Here is a 2,406-nt window from a genome sequence, read left to right as displayed (position 1 = left end):
CACCGTCTTGGGGATTTTCCGGATTGTGATCGGCTTCCTGTTCGCCTTGCACGGCACCGCCAAGCTGTTCGGTTGGCCGGCAACCAAGGGCGGCGGCGCGGTTCCGTTCGGCACCTGGCCGTACTGGTGGGCCGGCGTCATCGAACTGGTCGTGGGTGTGCTGGTGGCCCTGGGGGTCTTCACCCGCATCGCCGCGATCCTCGGCTCCGGAACGATGGCTTACGCGTACTTCACCGCGCATCAGCCGAAAGGGTTGCTGCCCATCCAGAACGGCGGTGAACCGGCGGTGCTGTTCTGCTTCGCGTTCCTGCTGATCGCCTTCGTCGGCGCCGGGGCGTTCGCCGTGCTGGATCGTCACCGCCACGGCGACGGCCGGATCGACGCCCTCCCGCGCCAGTAGCCCCGCCGCCCAGCGCCGCCGGCGGGGTGGGCACTGGTTGCAGACGTCAAGGAGCACGCCCATGCCGTCGGTGCTGATCTCCCGGCGAGACTTGGACTTCCTCCTGTTCGACTGGCTGCGGATCGACGAACTGACCAAGCGTGAGCGGTTCGCCGAGCATTCGCGCGACACCTTCGAGGCGGTGCTGGACCTCTGCGAGCAGTTGGCCACCCGCTACTTCGCCAACCACAACAAAAAGAGCGACGCCCAGGAACCCACCTTCGACGGCCACCGGGTCACTGTCATCCCCGAGGTCAAAGAGGCGCTCGACGCGGCCGCGCAGGCCGACCTGGTCGCGATGACGATGGGGCGGCAACTCGGCGGCGCGCAACTGCCGGTCACGGTGGCTCAGGCCGCCTTCGCCTGGTTCGCCGCCGCCAACATCAGCACCTCCGGATATCTGATGCTGAGCATGGCCAACGCCAACCTGCTCGCCACGTTCGGCACAGCCGAACAGATCGACACCTTCGTCAAACCGATGCTGGCCGGCCGCTTCTCCGGCACCATGGCGCTCTCGGAAACCCAGGCCGGGTCGTCGCTGGCCGACATCACCACCCGCGCCGAACCGCAACCCGACGGCAGCTACCGGCTGTTCGGATCCAAGATGTGGATATCGGGTGCCGAACACGACATGACCGACAACATCATCAATCTGGTGCTGGCCAAGATTCCCGGCGGACCGCCCGGCACCAAGGGCATCTCGCTGTTCATCGTCCCGAAGTACCTCGTCAACGACGACGGGTCCCCCGGCGCGCGAAATGACGTCGCACTGGCCGGGTTGAACCACAAAATGGGCCAGCGTGGCATCACCAACACGGTGTTGAATTTCGGCGACGGCACCTTCACCCCCGGCGGCAAGCCCGGCGCGGTCGGTTATCTGGTCGGTGAGCCACACCGCGGAATCACCTACATGTTCACCATGATGAATGAAGCCCGCCTCGGCGTCGGGATGGGCGCGGTGGCGCTGGGCTACACCGGATTTCTCAAGTCGCTTCAGTACGCCCGGCAGCGCCCGCAGGGCCGAGCCGTCACCTCCAAAGACCCGGCCACACCTCAGATCCCGATCATCGATCACCCCGACATCAAGCGGATGTTGTTGGCGCAGAAAGCCTATGCCGAAGGCGGAATGGCGTTGCTGCTGTACTGCGCCAAACTGGTCGACCTGCAACACAGCGCGGAATCGGACCGGGAACGCGACAGCGCCACCATGCTGCTGGACATCCTGACCCCGGTCGCCAAGAGTTGGCCGTCGCAGTGGTGTCTGGAGGCCAACAGCCTGGCAATCCAGGTCCTCGGCGGCTACGGCTACAGCCGGGAGTACGACGTCGAACAGCACTACCGGGATAACCGGCTCAACCCGATTCACGAGGGCACCCACGGCATCCAGAGCCTGGACCTGCTGGGCCGAAAGGTGCCCTACCGCAACGGCGCCAATCTCGCCGCCCTGGGCGAGGCGGTGGCACACACGACCGCCACCGCCGCCAAACGCGGTGGCGAACTCGCGGGGATGGCCGCGCAACTCGATGCGTCCTGGCAACGCCTGCTGGCGGTGACCGCCGGGATGTTCGGCTCCGGCGACGTCGAGGCCGCACTTGCCAACAGCGTGGTGTACCTGGAGGCATTCGGACACATCGTCGTCGCCTGGATGTGGCTGGAACAGGTCCTGGCCGCGCACGGGCAGCACGGCGACTTCTACGACGGCAAGCGGCAGGCTGCCCGCTATTTCTTTCACTACGAGTTACCCAAGACCGCTCCGCAACTGGATCTGCTTGAGTCACTGGACCGCACGACCCTGGAGATGCGCGAGGGCTGGTTCTAGCCCCCCGTGCGATCAGTCCACACTCCCCTGGGAAGGCCGGCCGTGCCAGAATCACCCGATGTCTTCGGCGGAACGCCCATGAGTCGCGGCGTGCCCCGCCCGGGCCCGCTGCGGGTCGCCGGATCGGTGATCTGGTGGATGCGCTACG

The 2,406-nt window shown here is 66.2% G+C and carries 2 protein-coding genes; both read left to right on the top strand.

All coding sequences use genetic code 11. The annotated features are described in order from the left end of the window. Window positions 1-7: 7 nt before the first annotated feature. A complete protein-coding gene (locus ADBZ5U_RS15810; protein ID WP_526811782.1) occupies window positions 8-400 on the top strand; it encodes a DoxX family protein in 393 nt (130 codons plus the stop codon). Between the two features lie 61 nt (window positions 401-461). Further along, entirely contained in the window at window positions 462-2,258 is a 1,797-nt protein-coding gene (locus ADBZ5U_RS15805; RefSeq protein ID WP_526811781.1) for an acyl-CoA dehydrogenase C-terminal domain-containing protein, read from the top strand. Window positions 2,259-2,406: the final 148 nt, after the last annotated feature.

The sequence above is a fragment of the Mycobacterium sp. genome, from assembly GCF_040398885.1.
Lineage (GTDB): Bacteria > Actinomycetota > Actinomycetes > Mycobacteriales > Mycobacteriaceae > Mycobacterium.
This window is presented reverse-complemented; position numbering and strand designations above follow the sequence as displayed.